The 14,910-nt window shown below is 71.3% G+C and carries 11 protein-coding genes; 8 read left to right on the forward strand and 3 right to left on the reverse strand.

The window, feature by feature from the left end:
* Positions 1 to 176 precede the first annotated feature (176 nt).
* From E4N62_RS05320 to E4N62_RS05345, 6 genes are all read left to right on the forward strand, one after another.
* Positions 177 to 965, forward strand: a complete 789-nt coding sequence (locus E4N62_RS05320) for a PspA/IM30 family protein (RefSeq protein ID WP_268268926.1) — start codon at positions 177 to 179, stop codon at positions 963 to 965.
* Between the two features lie 28 nt (positions 966 to 993).
* Positions 994 to 1,272 carry a hypothetical protein gene (locus E4N62_RS05325; protein ID WP_045555382.1) on the forward strand — a complete coding sequence of 93 codons (279 nt, stop codon included), beginning with the start codon at positions 994 to 996 and terminating at the stop codon, positions 1,270 to 1,272.
* A gap of 222 nt (positions 1,273 to 1,494) precedes the next feature.
* Positions 1,495 to 2,736: a sensor histidine kinase gene (locus tag E4N62_RS05330; protein ID WP_230212141.1), complete on the forward strand. Its 1,242-nt coding sequence runs from the start codon at positions 1,495 to 1,497 to the stop codon at positions 2,734 to 2,736.
* Positions 2,737 to 2,793: 57 nt separating this feature from the next.
* Complete coding sequence (locus tag E4N62_RS05335; RefSeq protein WP_230212142.1) at positions 2,794 to 3,483, forward strand: response regulator transcription factor; 690 nt, start codon at positions 2,794 to 2,796, stop codon at positions 3,481 to 3,483.
* Positions 3,484 to 3,685: 202 nt separating this feature from the next.
* Positions 3,686 to 6,826 (forward strand): efflux RND transporter permease subunit, encoded by a 3,141-nt coding sequence (locus E4N62_RS05340; protein ID WP_230212143.1) that lies wholly within the window; start codon positions 3,686 to 3,688, stop codon positions 6,824 to 6,826.
* A gap of 504 nt (positions 6,827 to 7,330) precedes the next feature.
* Positions 7,331 to 9,583, forward strand: coding sequence for a PQQ-binding-like beta-propeller repeat protein (locus tag E4N62_RS05345; RefSeq protein ID WP_230212144.1), 2,253 nt, complete (start codon positions 7,331 to 7,333; stop codon positions 9,581 to 9,583).
* 61 nt (positions 9,584 to 9,644) lie between these two features.
* On the opposite strand, the gene nadA is transcribed toward E4N62_RS05345, so the two are convergent.
* Positions 9,645 to 10,829, reverse strand: coding sequence for a quinolinate synthase NadA (gene nadA, locus E4N62_RS05350; RefSeq protein ID WP_184895094.1), 1,185 nt, complete (start codon positions 10,827 to 10,829; stop codon positions 9,645 to 9,647).
* A gap of 314 nt (positions 10,830 to 11,143) precedes the next feature.
* Between nadA and E4N62_RS05355 the strand changes: the two genes are divergently transcribed.
* Positions 11,144 to 11,500, forward strand: a complete 357-nt coding sequence (locus E4N62_RS05355; RefSeq protein WP_059080740.1) for an iron-sulfur cluster assembly accessory protein — start codon at positions 11,144 to 11,146, stop codon at positions 11,498 to 11,500.
* A 114-nt stretch (positions 11,501 to 11,614) separates the two neighbouring features.
* On the opposite strand, the gene E4N62_RS05360 is transcribed toward E4N62_RS05355, so the two are convergent.
* Together E4N62_RS05360 and E4N62_RS05365 are read right to left on the reverse strand one after the other, a co-directional pair.
* Positions 11,615 to 13,459, reverse strand: coding sequence for a hypothetical protein (locus E4N62_RS05360; protein WP_230212145.1), 1,845 nt, complete (start codon positions 13,457 to 13,459; stop codon positions 11,615 to 11,617).
* A gap of 84 nt (positions 13,460 to 13,543) precedes the next feature.
* Complete coding sequence (locus E4N62_RS05365) at positions 13,544 to 13,753, reverse strand: hypothetical protein (protein ID WP_230212146.1); 210 nt, start codon at positions 13,751 to 13,753, stop codon at positions 13,544 to 13,546.
* 135 nt (positions 13,754 to 13,888) lie between these two features.
* Here E4N62_RS05365 and E4N62_RS05370 point away from each other — a divergent pair, with 135 nt between their 5' ends.
* Positions 13,889 to 14,863: a carbohydrate kinase family protein gene (locus E4N62_RS05370; protein ID WP_230212147.1), complete on the forward strand. Its 975-nt coding sequence runs from the start codon at positions 13,889 to 13,891 to the stop codon at positions 14,861 to 14,863.
* Positions 14,864 to 14,910: the final 47 nt, after the last annotated feature.

Here is a 14,910-nt window from a genome sequence, read left to right on the forward strand (position 1 = left end):
CGGGAGTCACCTACTCCCTACGCCGGAGCGGTGCCGCACACAGTCGTCCTTGGGGATGACCGCATCCGTCCCCGAACAGTGCGGTAATGGATGCAGGGCCCGTACTGTGGGTTCTGTCGCAGACCTGTGAGCTGGAGTCCGTCAGAAGGGGGCGCGCGAAGCCCATGAGCGGTGTCATGAAGCGTATGGGGATGATCTTCCGCGCGAAGGCGAACAAGGCCCTTGACCGGGCCGAGGACCCGCGCGAGACCCTTGATTACTCGTATCAGAAGCAGCTGGAGCTGCTCCAGAAGGTGCGCCGGGGCGTGGCCGACGTCGCCACCTCCCGCAAGCGCCTGGAGCTCCAGCTCAACCAGCTCCAGTCCCAGTCCTCGAAGCTGGAGGACCAGGGCCGCAAGGCGCTCGCGCTCGGCCGCGAGGACCTGGCCCGCGAGGCGCTCTCGCGCCGTGCCGCGCTCCAGCAGCAGGTGACGGACCTGGAGACGCAGCACTCCACGCTCCAGGGCGAGGAGGAGAAGCTCACCCTGGCCGCGCAGCGCCTGCAGGCCAAGGTCGATGCCTTCCGCACCAAGAAGGAGACGATCAAGGCCACGTACACCGCCGCCCAGGCCCAGACCAGGATCGGCGAGGCGTTCTCCGGCATCTCCGAGGAGATGGGCGACGTCGGTCTGGCCATCCAGCGCGCCGAGGACAAGACGGCCCAGCTCCAGGCCCGGGCCGGCGCCATCGACGAACTGCTGGCCTCCGGCGCGCTCGACGACCAGTCCGGGATGCACAAGGACGACATCCAGGCCGAGCTGGACCGCCTCTCCGGTGGTACGGACGTCGAGCTGGAGCTCCAGCGCATGAAGGCGGAGCTGGCGGGCGGCCCGTCCGCCCAGCAGCAGGCCATCGAGGGCGGCACCGGCCAGTCGGCGCCGCAGCAGCAGTCCCAGCGCCAGGACACCCCGCGCTTCGACAAGTAGGGCGACTCCCGTCCCGGAGGAGGGCGACATGATCGTACGGATCATGGGGGAGGGGCAGGTGAGGTTGGACGACGTCCACTTCGCCGAACTGAACAAGCTGGACGACGTCCTGTTGGCGGAGATGGAGGTCGGCGACGGCCCGGGCTTCCGCCACACCCTCCACGCCCTCCTGGACAAGGTCCGCGAACTGGGCACCCCCCTGCCCGACGACTCCCTGGAACCTTCGGAACTGATCCTCCCGTCGCCGGACGCGACGCTGGAGGAGGTCAAGCAGATGCTGAGCGACGACGGCCTGATCCCGGGGTGAGGAGCCTGAAAAGCAGGGGCGCAGCCCCGCTTTTCAGGGGCGCGGGGAACTGCGCGACCGGCCCCCACCGGACCCGCACCCGACAACGCACGCTTTCGGGGTCGAAGGGGCAGCGCCCCTGGGGATGGGACGGGTAGGGGCGGCGGGGGCGAAAATCCCTGCCCCCACAGGTACCGCCGCCACCAGTTCCGCCCCCACAACCGCCCCGTACCGTAATCAACCGTGAGCACCCTCCAGCGAGCCAGGACCTGGCTGACGGCGCACCCCCTCGCGCTGGACGCCGCCCTCGCCGCGGGCGTCCTCGTCGCGATGGTCGCCGGCTCCTTCGTGGACCCCAACGCCGACCACGGCGACAAGTGGGGCGCCCGCACCCCCGACGCGCTCAGCCTCGCGCTCATGGTGCCGGCCGCCGCCGTCCTCGTCGCCCGCCGCCGCGCCCCCCTGGCCGTCCTGGCCGCGACCTGCGCGCTCACCCTCGCCGAACTGGTGACCGGCGACCCCCGCGCCCCCGTGGCGATGTCCGCCGTCATCGCCCTCTACACGGTCGCCTCCACCACCGACCGCCCCACCACCTGGCGCGTCGGCCTGCTCACGATGACCGTGCTGACGGGCACGGCCATGCTCGTCGGCCCGCTGCCCTGGTACGCCCAGGAGAACATCGGCATCTTCGCCTGGACCGGCATGGCCGCCACCGCCGGGGACGCGGTCCGCAGCCGCCGCGCCTTCGTGCACGCCATCAGGGAGCGCGCCGAACGGGCGGAGCGCACCCGCGAGGAGGAGGCCCGCCGCCGGGTCGCCGAGGAGCGGCTGCGGATCGCCCGCGATCTGCACGACGTCGTCGCCCACCACATCGCCCTGGTCAACGTGCAGGCCGGAGTCGCCGCGCACGTCATGGACAAGCGGCCCGACCAGGCCAAGGAGGCCCTCGCCCACGTCCGCGAGGCCAGCCGCTCCGCGCTGGGCGAACTCCGCGCCACGGTCGGGCTGCTGCGCCAGTCCGGCGACCCCGAGGCACCCACCGAACCCGCCCCGGGTCTGGTCCGGCTCGACGAACTCGTCGGTACCTTCCACAGCGCCGGCCTCGCGGTGGAGGTGGTCCGCGCCGACGAGGGGGTGAGCCTCCCGGCCGCCGTCGACCTGGCCGCGTACCGCGTCATCCAGGAGGCGCTCACCAATGTGCACAAGCACGCCGGTGAGGCGGCCAAGGCCGAGGTCAGCGTCGTACGCGTCGGCCCGGACGTGGAGATCACCGTCCTCGACAACGGCACCGGACGGACCGCGGCGGGCGACACGAGTCCCGAGAACCCCGAGGGCGGCGGGCACGGCCTGCTCGGTATGCGCGAACGCGTCGCCGCGCTCGGCGGCACCCTCACCACCGGCCCCCGCTACGGCGGCGGCTTCCGGGTCCATGCGATCCTGCCGCTCGAGACCCGAACGACCACCGCGGAAGACGTACGACCGTGATCCGCACGGTCGAGGCGGCGGCCGTACGACCGTGACCAGCGCCCCGGGGGACCCCGTATGACGATCCGTGTCCTGCTCGCCGACGACCAGGCCCTGCTGCGCAGTGCCTTCCGGGTGCTCGTCGACTCGGAGCCGGACATGGAGGTGGTCGGGGAGGCCTCGGACGGGGCGGAGGCGGTGCGGCTCGCGAAGGAGGAGCGGGCGGACGTCGTGCTGATGGACATCCGGATGCCCGGCACGGACGGGCTGGCCGCCACCCGCATGATCAGCGCCGACCCGGCGCTCGCCCAGGTCCGCGTCGTCATCCTCACCACCTTCGAGGTCGACGACTACGTCGTGCAGTCGCTGCGCGCCGGCGCCTCCGGCTTCCTCGGCAAGGGCTCCGAGCCCGACGAGCTGCTGAACGCGATCCGGGTGGCCGCCGGCGGAGAGGCACTGCTGTCGCCCACCGCCACCAAGGGCCTGATCGCCCGCTTCCTCGCCCAGCCGGACGACTCGGCCGGCGGCGAGGGCGGGGGCACCGCCCGCTCGGAGCGGCTCGCCACCCTGACCGGTCGCGAGCGGGAGGTGCTCGTCCAGGTCGCCGCCGGGCTCTCCAACGACGAGATCGCCGAGCGGCTGGAAGTGAGCCCGCTGACCGTGAAGACGCACGTCAACCGGGCCATGGCGAAGCTGGGCGCCCGGGACCGCGCACAGCTGGTGGTCGTCGCGTACGAGTCGGGCCTGGTACGACCGAGGGTGGACTGAAGGGCGCCGGGGACTACTCCACTCGGAGTATGCGCGGGATAAGGAAATGGCCCTGGGGAGCGAGGGAACGGGCGCTTCCGTGGCCCAGGGTATGAGGTGAGCGCTCACCATCGCTTCACACGAGCGACACATGGGGGGCAACAGCCGCATGTGGCAGGGGCGTTCGCCACCCGCTCACGCCACAGAAGAGAGACCCTGACCCATGTCCTGGCTGTCCCGGTTCAGCCTCGCACAACGGGCCCTCGTCGGTCTGATGTCGATCATCGCGCTCGTCTTCGGGGCGATCGCGATACCCCAGCTCAAACAGCAGCTGCTGCCCACCATCGAACTGCCCGTGGTGTCCGTGCTCGCCCCCTACCAGGGCGCCTCCCCGGACGTCGTCGAGAAGCAGGTCGTCGAGCCCATCGAGGACAGCCTCGAAGCCGTCGACGGCATCACGGGCGTGACCTCCACCGCCAGCGAGGGCAACGCCCTGATCATGGCGTCCTTCGACTACGGGCCCGGCACGGAGCAACTCGTCGCCGACGTCCAGCAGGCCGTGAACCGGGTCCGGGCGCAGCTGCCGGACGCCGTGGACCCGCAGGTGATCGCGGGCTCCACGGACGACATCCCGACCGTCGTCCTCGCCGTCTCCGCGGACCAGGACCAGCAGGCCCTCGCCGACGAGCTGGACCGGACCGTCGTGCCCACGCTGGAGGGCATCGACGGCGTCGGCCAGGTCACCGTCGACGGTGTACGGGACCTCCAGGTCACCGTCACCCCCGACGACGCGAAGCTGGCGAAGGCGGGCCTGACCACGATGGCCCTCTCCCAGGCCCTCCAGGCGGGCGGCGTCACCGTCCCCGCGGGCTCCTTCGACGAGGACGGCGCCAACCGCACCGTCCAGGTCGGCGGAGGCTACACCTCGCTGGAGCAGATCGAGAACCTGATGGTGCGCGGCGAGGGCGCCAAGAAGCCCGTACGTCTCGCCGACGTCGCCGCCGTCGAGGAGGAGCAGGCCAAGGCCGACTCCATCACCCGGACGAACGGTGAGCCGAGCCTCGCGGTCATGGTCACCATGGACCGCAACGGCAGCGCGGTCGCGATCTCCGAGGCCGTTGAGGAGAAGCTGCCGGACATGCGCCGTGACCTGGGCTCCGGCGCCACCGTCACCGTGGTCAGCGACCAGGGCCCGGCGGTCTCCAAGTCCATCGACGGGCTGACCACCGAGGGCGCCCTCGGTCTGCTCTTCGCGGTCCTGGTCATCCTGGTCTTCCTGGCGTCGGTCCGGTCGACCCTCGTCACCGCGGTCTCCATCCCGCTGTCGGTGGTCCTGGCGCTGATCGTGCTGTGGACCCGTGACCTCTCTCTGAACATGCTCACCCTCGGCGCGCTGACCATCGCCATCGGCCGCGTCGTCGACGACTCGATCGTGGTGCTGGAGAACATCAAGCGGCACCTCGGCTACGGCGAGGAGCGCGAGGAGGCCATCCTCAAGGCGGTCCGCGAGGTCGCCGGCGCGGTCACCTCCTCCACCCTGACGACGGTCGCCGTCTTCCTCCCCATCGGCCTCACCGGCGGCATGGTCGGCGAGCTGTTCGGCAGCTTCTCGCTGACCGTGACGGCGGCCCTGCTGGCCTCCCTCCTGGTCTCGCTGACCGTGGTCCCGGTGCTGTCGTACTGGTTCCTGCGCGCGCCGAAGGGCACACCCAAGGACGCCGACGAGGCACGCCGCAAGGCCGAGGAGAAGGAGGCGAAGAGCCGCCTCCAGCGCCTCTACGTCCCCGTCCTGCGCTTCGCCACCCGCCGCCGGCTGACCAGCCTGGCCATCGCGGCCGTCGTCCTCATCGGCACGTTCGGCATGGCACCGCTGCTCAAGACGAACTTCTTCGACCCCGGCGACCAGGAAGTCCTCAGCCTCAAGCAGGAGTTGAAGCCCGGCACCAGCCTCGCGGCGACCGACGAGCAGACGAAGAAGGTCGAGAAGCTGCTCGCCGACACCGAGGGCGTCAAGGACTACCAGGTCACCGTCGGCTCCTCCGGCTTCATGGCCGCGTTCGGCGGGGGCACCGACACCAACCAGGCCTCGTACAGCGTCATGCTGGACGACTCGGCCGACGCCGCCGGCGTCCAGGACACCATCGAGAAGGGCCTCGCCGGGCTCTCCGGCATCGGTACGACGACCGTCGCGGTCGGCGACGCCTTCGGCAGCCAGGACCTCAGCGTGGTCGTCAAGGCCGCCGACGCCGAGGTCCTGCGCAAGGCCGCCGAGCAGGTCCGTGACGCCGTCTCCACCATGGACAACGTCACCGACGTCACCAGTGACCTGGCGCAGAGCGTGCCGCGCATCTCGGTGAAGGCCACCGACAAGGCCGCCGCCGCGGGCTTCGACGACCAGACCCTCGGCGCCGCCGTCACCCAGGCCGTCCGGGGCGCGACGAGCGGCCGGGCCATCCTCGACGACACCGAGCGGGACGTCGTCATCAAGTCGGCGAAGCCCGCCGAGACCCTGAAGGAGTTGCGGGAACTGCCGCTGGGCGCGGTGAAGCTCGGCGACATCGCCGACGTGAAGCTGGTGGACGGCCCGGTCTCCATGACCCGCATCGACGGCCAGCGGGCCGCGACGATCACGGCGAAGCCCAAGGGCGACAACACCGGCGCGGTCAGCACCGACCTCACCGCCAAGCTGAACGCGCTCGACCTGCCCGAGGGCGCCACCGCCTCCATCGGCGGCGTCTCCGAGGACCAGGACGAGGCGTTCGCCTCCCTCGGCCTGGCGATGCTCGCGGCCATCGCGATCGTCTTCATGCTGCTGGTGGCGACCTTCCGGTCCCTGGTCCAGCCGCTGATCCTGCTGGTCTCGATCCCGTTCGCGGCCACCGGCGCGATCGGCCTGCTGATCGTCACCGGCACGCCGATGGGTGTCCCCGCGATGATCGGCATGCTGATGCTGATCGGCATCGTGGTGACCAACGCGATCGTCCTGATCGACCTGATCAACCAGTACCGCCGCCAGGGCTACGGCACGGTCGAGGCCGTCATCGAGGGCGGCCGCCACCGCCTGCGCCCGATCCTGATGACGGCACTGGCGACGATCTTCGCGCTGCTGCCCATGGCCCTCGGCATCACCGGTGAGGGCGGCTTCATCGCCCAGCCGCTGGCCGTGGTCGTCATCGGCGGTCTGATCACGTCGACGCTGCTGACGCTCCTGCTGGTCCCGACCCTCTACACGATGATCGAGATCCGCAAGGAGCGCCGGGCGAAGAAGAAGGCCCTGAAGCGGTCCGGCACCCCGTCCGAGCCGACGAAGCCGGAGCCGGACTCGGACTCGGAGGCGGGCAAGCCGGAACCCGCCGGGGTCTGACACCGTTCCTGGGGACTGAGCAGGAGTGAGCCCGCTCAGCCGCACGCCCCGAACGGTCTTGGGCGCACTGGTCCCCGGCGTACTCAACCCCGGGGCGGCGACACGCATCCTGTGCGTGGTCCGGGCCCGGGAGGCCAGTTCCCTCACGACCTGGCCAGATGGGTACGGCCAGAGGCGACGGGGAGGCCCCGGACCATCACTCCGGTGGAGCGGGGGCCCCGCACGCTGGCACCGTACCCGGCGTCCCAGATCGCCCGGTCACCGTAGTCCGGACAGCCCACACTGTTGCAAGCCCGGAAGCCGGCCATCACACGATCGAGCTAATTCGCCCTCGTGCGCACTTCCCGACAAGCGGTTGGCAACCCCCGAAGGTCCCGGGCGGCCGGGTCGTGGAACCACATGGTTCCGCGACCCGGCCGTCGCGCGTCGCCCTTACGTATCCTGTGCCTCGAACGGCTGGTCGGGCTGCTGGGGCCTGTCCGCATCGGGGGGAGGGACCAGGGCGTGCCGCTGCGCAGCGACGACCCCGGATCGGTCGGCGGGTACAAGGTGGTCGACCGGCTCGGCACCGGCGGAATGGGTGTCGTCTACCGGGCGAGATCCCGCTCCGGGCGCGAGGTCGCCGTGAAGGTGGTGCACGCCCAGTACGCGCAGGACGCCGTGTTCCGCAGCCGGTTCCGCCAGGAGATCGAGGCCGTCCGCAAGGTCAGCGGCGCCTTCACCGCGGCGGTCGTCGACGCCGACCCGGAGGCGGAGCGCCCCTGGATGGCCACCCAGTACGTGCCCGGCCGCTCGCTCGCCCAGCGCATCCGCGACCACGGCCCGCTCGACGGCACCGAGCTGCGCGTCCTGGCCCTGGGGCTGGTGGAGGCGCTGCGGGAGATCCACCGGGCCGGTGTGGTGCACCGGGACCTGAAGCCGGCCAATGTGCTGATGGCGGACGACGGCCCCCGGGTGATCGACTTCGGTATCTCGCGCGCGGCGGAGAACCTCGCCCTGACCGAGACCGGCCAGATGATCGGCACCCCGCCGTTCATGTCCCCGGAACAGCTCACCGACGCCCGCACGGCGGGCCCCGCCTCGGACGTGTTCTCGCTGGGCACCCTGCTGGTCTACGCCGCCACCGGCCGGGGTCCCTTCGACGCGGACAGCCCTTATCTGACGGCCTACCGGGTGATCCACGACGAACCCGTGCTGGACGGGGTGGACCCGCCCCTGCGGGCCGCGCTGGAACGCAGCCTGGCCAAGGAGGCCGCCGACCGCCCCGGACTCGACGAACTGGCGCGGGAGTTCGAGGCCGCTCTGCCGGAGCCGGAGCCGGGGTCCCTGCCGGTGGTGCCCCGGCGCGAGGAGGTCGCGGCCGCCGCCACGGAGTTCCACCTGGAGATCGGCACGGGCCCGGAGCCGGAGCCGCCCCCCGCCCGCCGACGCCGTCTCCGTCCCCTGCTCGCCGCGACCGGTACCGTCGGCGCGCTGGTCCTCGGGCTGACCGCCTATCTGCTGGGGCCGGGCCGCGCGGACACGACCGACACGGCGGCCCCCGCGCCGACCCCGACCTCCCGCTGGACGCCACCGCCCGGCGGCTGGAAGCCCTGGCAGACGACGGTGTTCGCGAAGGCCGCGGCGGGCGCACGCCGACCGTTGCCCTCGGGCGTCGGCGGCGTCGGCGGCGCTCCCTCCTGCCAGGTGCACGGCGGCGACGTCTACTGCGGCGGCGCGGGAGCCCTCCCGGTCCGCGTCGACGGCCGTACGGGCAGGACGGTCTGGCGCGCGGACATCGCGCCGGCGACCACCGAGCAGGACCGGTACTACGCCTCGGTCCTCGGCGTCAGGGACGGCACGGTCCTCGTGCAGCAGACCGTCTTCAGCGGCGAACCCGTGGTCGACCCGGTCGATGTCATCGCCCTCGACGCGGACACCGGCGAGCAGCTGTGGACCCGGCGGGTGGACATCTCCGACATCGACACGGCCCTGACCGGGGACCTCGTCCTCACTCCCGAACCCGACGGGGTGACGGTCACGGCGCGGTCCCCGCGTACCGGGGCCGAGCTCTGGTCCCTGCCGATGCCCGCCGGCCACCACTGCACGTTCACCACGGCCGGAGCGGGCACGTACGCGCACTGCCGGCCGGTGGCCCGGGACGCCAAGGCGGCGAACTCGGAATCCCGGGTCCTGGTCGTGGACCGCGCCGACGGCTCGGCCAGGACCGTGAAGGTGCCGCTGGACAGCGAACTCCTCGGCGTCAAGCAGGGAGATCTGGTCCTGGTCGTGGACGCCACCGACTACACCGACGCGACCCGCGGCGGCGACCCGATGTACGAGACGATCATGCTCCTGGACCTGGAGACCGGGTCCAGGGTGATGACGAAGCAGGGCGAGGACGGGCGGGGCCGAGCGGCCCTGGTGGGCGGCGTGCTGGTGTTCGTCCGGTCCGGCGGCCAGGTGACCGGCGTGTCACCGCACACGGGCGAGGTGCTGTGGCGGACCAGGACCAGCCTGGAACGACCGGGCGCGCCCGGGTACGACGCGTCCTCGGACACCTTCTACCTGGCCAGCGCCACCGGAAGGGTCGCGGCGCTCGACAGGCTCAAGGGCACCCTGCTCTGGGAGACGCTGCCCCGCGCCACGCCCATCTCGTCCGTCCAGGGCGAGCCCTGGGCACTGCCCCACGAGGGAACGGTGGCCGTGGCCGTCCCGGACGGCACCCTCTTCTCCGTCGACCCCGCTCACCCCGACCGGGAGCCCGTGTCGGGGTGAGCGCGGGGCCGGGGCCCACGAGGCGGTGCCGAAGGCGCGGTACGCAGGCGCCGGAGAAGGGTTACGGCAGCGCCAGCATCCGCTCCAGCGCCAGCTTCGCGAACGCCTCCGTCTCCTTGTCGACCTCGATGCGGTTGACGAGGGTGCCCTCGGCGAGGGACTCCAGGGTCCACACCAGGTGGGGGAGGTCGATGCGGTTCATCGTCGAGCAGAAGCAGACCGTGCGGTCGAGGAACACGATCTCCTTGCCCTCGGGCGCGAAACGGTTCGCCAGCCGTCGCACCAGGTTCAGCTCGGTGCCGATCGCCCACTTGGAACCGGCGGGCGCGGCCTCCAGCGCCTTGATGATGTACTCGGTCGACCCGACGTAGTCCGCCGCCGCCACGACCTCGTGCTTGCACTCGGGGTGGACCAGCACGTTGACGCCCGGGATCCGCTCCCGTACGTCGTTCACGGACTGCAGGCTGAAGCGTCCGTGCACCGAGCAGTGCCCCCGCCACAGGATCATCTTCGCGTCGCGCAGCTGCTGGACCGTGAGGCCGCCGTTCGGCTTGTGCGGGTTGTAGAGGACGCAGTCGTCCAGCGACATGCCCATGTCCCGCACGGCGGTGTTGCGCCCCAGGTGCTGGTCCGGCAGGAAGAGGACCTTCTCACCCTGCTCGAAGGCCCAGTCCAGGGCCCGCTTCGCGTTCGACGAGGTGCAGATCGTGCCGCCGTGCTTGCCGGTGAAGGCCTTGATGTCGGCGGAGGAGTTCATGTACGAGACGGGCACGACCTGCTCGGCTATGCCGGCCTCGGTCAGCACGTCCCAGCACTCGGCGACCTGCTCGGCGGTGGCCATGTCGGCCATCGAGCACCCGGCGGCCAGGTCCGGCAGCACGACCTTCTGGTCGTCGCCGGTGAGGATGTCCGCGGACTCGGCCATGAAGTGCACACCGCAGAACACGATGTACTCGGCCTCGGGGCGGGCCGCCGCGTCGCGGGCCAGCTTGAAGGAGTCGCCCGTGACGTCCGCGAACTGGATGACCTCGTCGCGCTGGTAGTGGTGGCCGAGCACGAAGACCTTGTCCCCGAGCTTCTCCTTGGCCGCGCGGGCGCGCTCCACCAGGTCGGGGTCGGACGGGGAGGGGAGGTCGCCCGGGCACTCGACACCGCGCTCGCTCCTCGGGTCGGCCTCGCGGCCGAGCAGCAGCAGGGCGAGGGGCGTCGGCTGTACGTCGAGCTCCTGGGTCTGGGCGGTGGTCACGACACGCACCCTTTCTGTTCTGCGGCTCGCCGCCCGGGGGAGGGTCGGCGGGACATTCGGGCTATCCTTTTCGTCGAATTGACGCTATCTATCATAACCGCTTCACGTCACTTTGACGATGCCCATAGCGTCGATGTGACATGAATCCCGGCGTGGCGATGTCCACACCCATCAGCGGCTCGGTGCCCACTCCGGCGGCCATGTGCGAGCATGAAGAGAGACGCGAACGAATCCGCGCGCCCCGGAATGAATCCGGGACCCCGGCGGTTGCAATCGTCGGCAAGCAGTCTCCGTACAACCCGGGAGAGATGTAGATGTCCGTATCGGACGAGACCGGCACCGTCACCGACGGCATCATCGTGACCGACGCCGCCGCGGCCAAGGTCAAGGCCCTGCTCGACCAGGAAGGCCGGGACGACCTGGCGCTGCGCGTCGCCGTTCAGCCCGGCGGCTGCTCCGGCCTGCGTTACCAGCTCTTCTTCGACGAGCGCTCGCTCGACGGCGACGTGGAGAAGGACTTCGACGGTGTGAAGGTCGTCACCGACCGCATGAGCGCCCCGTACCTGGGCGGCGCCACCATCGACTTCGTCGACACCATCGAGAAGCAGGGCTTCACCATCGACAACCCGAACGCGACGGGTTCCTGCGCCTGCGGCGACTCCTTCAGCTGAACCCCGCCCGCGCGGTGGCGCGCCACACGCGCCAGTCGGCACGAGAAGGCGGCGACCCCCTCCGAGGGGGTCGCCGCCTTCGTCGTCCGCGGCCGACGGGGCCACCGGGGCTGCCTATCGGGGCTGCGACTCCGCGATCCCGCCCTCGGGGATCTCCCTGCCGTCCGACCCGACCACCTTCCGGTCGCCCAGCGGCTTCTCCAGCGGCACCGTCCGCTCCACCACCTTGGCGATCATGATGCAGACCTTGCCCTCCCACGGAGTGTCGGTCACGGTGACCCTCACCTCGCCCGACTCCTCGCTCACCGAGGCCGAGTAGTCGCTGCAGACGCCACCCCAGAAGGACACGGTCAGCTCGTTCCCGTCGACCGTGTAGCCCTGCACCTGCACGTCGTGCGAGTCCGCGCCGGTCGGCGGGGTGTCACCCGGCTCGCCGGGCCGCTCGGTCGGCTCCGAGCGCGGCTCGGGGGAGGCCAGATACTTCGGATCGACCGCCGGATGCGTCACGGTGTAGTTGTCCCCGGCACCCGTCGGCCGCACCTCGAACATCCACGACGGCACCAGTGCCGGGTGACCGTCCACCGGATGCGACGCGAGCCCGAACACCGCGTTCTCGACGGTGACCGGCTCCGGCTTCGGTAGCGCGGTCATCCGCTCGCACGGCGTCTCGTCCGCGACGACCGTGCCCTTCTCCCCGGCCGTCCCGTTCTCGCCCTCCAGCGGCACGGGGCCGGTGCAGCCGCCGATGCCGCCACGCTCGGTGCCGACGCCCTGGCCCGAGCCGTTCAACAGCTCCAGCGCCCGTTCCGCGTCCACGACGGGGTACGTGTCGCTCTTCACCGGCGACTTCAGGTTGCCGCTGCCGCCGACCACCTGACCGTCGGCGCCGACCTGGACACCGGTCGACCAGCCGTACGTGGGCAGCCCACCCACCTCGGGATCGGCGTTCACGACCCGTACGGCGCCCATCAGCTGACCGGCGTCGAGCTTGGCGTCGTCCTGGCCGACGGCCTTGAGCACGGGTGCCGCCGCCTTCCTGGCGACCGCCTCGCTCACCGGGTCCCCGCTCTCGACGGTGCCCGAGGTGCAGACGTCGACCTTCCGGCAGTTGTCGGTGCCCGGCGTGTACCGGTTGAAGGTCCAGGTCCCCGGCGCCTGCTTGTTCACCCGCAGCACGGGTCCCGAACCGTCCCCGGCCGCCCCCACCTGCCAGGCCTCACCCTCGGCGGTCGGCTTGCCCGCCACCCCGAGGGCCTTCGCCAGCCGCGCGACCTCCGCGGCCGTCACCTCGCCCTTGACCACGTGGACGGCGGCGGAGCCGGGCCCCTCGGGCAGGTCGCCGTCCGCGCGATAGGTCACCCCGTTGGGGTCGGGTTCACCGGGCGCGATGCCGTTCGAACCGTCGCCGGTGTACCCGTCGAGCGCGAGAGGCGGGGGAGTGCCGCCACCGCCGGGCGAGCCGGAGCGCCCGCCGGTGCCGCCGGACCCGCCGGAGGAGGACGAGGCGAGGAGCGCCCCGCCACCACCGATCACCAACACGGCGGCCGCGACGGAGGCCACGACCAGCCGCGAACGCGGGGGCCGAGGGCGGGTGCCGGGGTCACTGTGCGCGGCGGCGGGATGCGGAGCCGAAGCCGGACTGGCATCCGTATCGGAGGCCGTATCGGAGGCGGAAGCCGGAGCGGAAGCTGAAGCCGGAGCTGCGGTGGAAGCCGGACTGGCATCCGAAGCGGGTGCCGACACCGCATCGGTAGCCTCCTCGGTCCCCTCGGCCTGCCCGGTCCCCTCAGCCTTCTCGGTCCCTTCGGCCTGCTTGGTCCCCTCCGGCTTCTCCGGGTTCTCCGGCTTTTCCGGCTTCGCGGTCTTCCCGGGCGCGCCCGCAGCCCCGAGTTCCTCCGGGGCGTCGGGCTCGGGGCCCTCGTCCGGGTTCTCGGGGTTGTCGGGTCGCTCGGGGTTCACCGCATCGCTCCTTCGGCAGGTCGTACACCGCCTCCCCTATACGGGGGACAGCGATGAGACGCGGCGGAGGAGCCGATGGTTCCCTCAGTCGCCGTACACCGGCATCGCGTCCACCAGCCGCGCTGACGTCACCGGCACCCTCACCCCGTGAATGAGCGAAGGAGACACCGGGGCCGTAATGACCTTCGTGGGGGCCGCCCAGTGCGGAGCCATCCTGGCGCAGTCGCCACGCAGCGCCGCGAGGTCGCCGTCGAGGTCGAACGGAACGGTGCCGTGGATCTCGGGGTTCGTCATAACGGCACCGTACGCACCGGAAACCTCACGAAGAAAGACCTACTATCGGGTAGTTTTGCCTGCTTCAGGCCGGCTGGACGACCCGGTAGCGTGAACTGTCAATCCCCTCTCCCTTCGCAGGAGTGTGTCCTCGCCGTGCGTATCGCAGTCTCCGGCTCCATCGCCACCGACCATCTGATGACCTTCCCGGGCCGCTTCGCCGACCAACTCGTCGCGGACCAGCTGCACACGGTCTCCCTCTCCTTCCTCGTCGACCAGCTCGACGTACGTCGAGGCGGTGTCGGCGCGAACATCGCGTTCGGCATGGGGCAGCTCGGCACGCGGCCGATCCTGGTCGGCGCGGCGGGCGCCGACTTCGACGAGTACCGCGCGTGGCTCGACCGGCACGGGGTGGACACGGCCTCCGTGCGTATCTCCGAGACGCTGCACACGGCCCGCTTCGTGTGCACCACGGACGCCGACCACAACCAGATCGGCTCCTTCTACACCGGCGCGATGAGCGAGGCCCGCCTCATCGAGCTCAAGACCGTCGCCGACCGGGTCGGCGGCCTCGACCTTGTCCTGATCGGCGCGGACGACCCGGAGGCGATGCTCCGCCACACCGAGGAGTGCCGCTCCCGCAACATCCCGTTCGCCGCGGACTTCTCCCAGCAGATCGCCCGCATGGACGGCGACGAGATCCGGATACTGCTGGACGGCGCCACGTACCTCTTCTCCAACGAGTACGAGAAGGGCCTCATCGAGTCGAAGACCGGCTGGTCGGACGCGGAGATCCTGGCGAAGGTGGGCCACCGGGTGACCACGCTCGGCTCGCGCGGTGTCCGCGTCGAGCGGGACGGCGAGGACCCCATCGAGGTCGGCTGCCCCGAGGAGGAGCGCAAGGCCGATCCCACGGGTGTCGGGGACGCGTTCCGCGCGGGGTTCCTCTCGGGCCTGGCCTGGGGCGTCTCGCTGGAGCGGGCGTCGCAGGTGGGCTGCATGCTCGCCACGCTGGTCATCGAGACGGTGGGTACGCAGGAGTACGCGTTGCGCCGGGCGCACTTCATGGATCGGTTCGAGAAGGCCTACGGGGACGAGGCGGCGGCGGAAGTGAAGAAGCACCTGAGCTGAGGTGGGCCGGGGCGACCACCGGGTTGCCGTGGTCGGCGCGTTGTCGG

This window comes from Streptomyces sp. MNU76, from assembly GCF_020982545.1.
GTDB lineage: Bacteria > Actinomycetota > Actinomycetes > Streptomycetales > Streptomycetaceae > Streptomyces.